Consider the following 835-nt stretch of genomic DNA (forward strand, 5'->3'; position numbering starts at 1 on the left):
GGGCCGCACGGCCGGGGAGCGCAGGCCCATCAGGTACGCGAAGGCGGCGAGCGCGGCGCCGTAGGAAAGGGTGAACAGGGACGCGGCGACGGTCAGCCCCGGCGCGGCCGCCAGGACGAACGCGGTCGCGGGCATCCTGCGGTGCAGGGCGCAGGCCGCGCCGAGCACGACGAGCCCGGCGAGCTGCTGCCAGGCGCCGCCCGGTTCGTGCAGGTGCAGCCGCTCGACGGCGAGCACCGGCAGGGCCAGCGCCGCCCACAGGGAGAGGTCCGCGAGGACGGCTCGGCGTCGGGGATTCACCCCGTCGACGGTACAAGCGGCCGGGGCACCACCGCCCCTGCCGATCGTCAGGGGTGCGCAGGGCCGGGACCGGCGCACGACCCGACGCTCACGGGCGCGCACGCGGGGAACGGCACGGCTCTTACAGGCGCGCACGCGGGGAACGGCACGACTTCTTACGGATGCGCACGCGGGGAACGACGCGGCCCGACCGTGACGCGTGCGCGGCGGGGGCCGTGCCGCGGGTGTCGGACGTGGCAGGATCGGCAGTGCCATGACTGCGCTCACGAAGACCCCCGAGAACATCCCGCCTCGCTCCGCTCTTCACGAACCCGTCATCGACTGGTTCGCCGACCACGCCCGAGATCTGCCCTGGCGCCGCCCCGACGCGGGCCCGTGGGGCGTGATGGTGAGCGAGTTCATGCTCCAGCAGACCCCGGTGAGCCGGGTCCTGCCCGTGTACGAGCAGTGGCTGGCGCGCTGGCCGCGGCCCGCCGACCTCGCCAAGGAGGCGCCCGGCGAGGCCGTGCGCGCCTGGGGGCGGCTCGGCTATCCG

Annotated in this window: 2 pseudogenes; one reads left to right on the top strand and one right to left on the bottom strand. The window is 75.6% G+C overall.

Features of this window, described 5'->3' with window-relative positions:
- Positions 1-300, bottom strand: a pseudogene (locus G3I40_RS08590) (ATP-binding protein); the annotation flags it as partial.
- A gap of 253 nt (positions 301-553) precedes the next feature.
- Between G3I40_RS08590 and G3I40_RS08595 the strand changes: the two are divergent.
- Positions 554-835, top strand: a pseudogene (locus G3I40_RS08595) (A/G-specific adenine glycosylase); the annotation flags it as partial.

The sequence above is a fragment of the Streptomyces sp. SID14478 genome (assembly GCF_010548525.1).
In the GTDB taxonomy this organism is placed as follows: Bacteria; Actinomycetota; Actinomycetes; order Streptomycetales; family Streptomycetaceae; genus Streptomyces.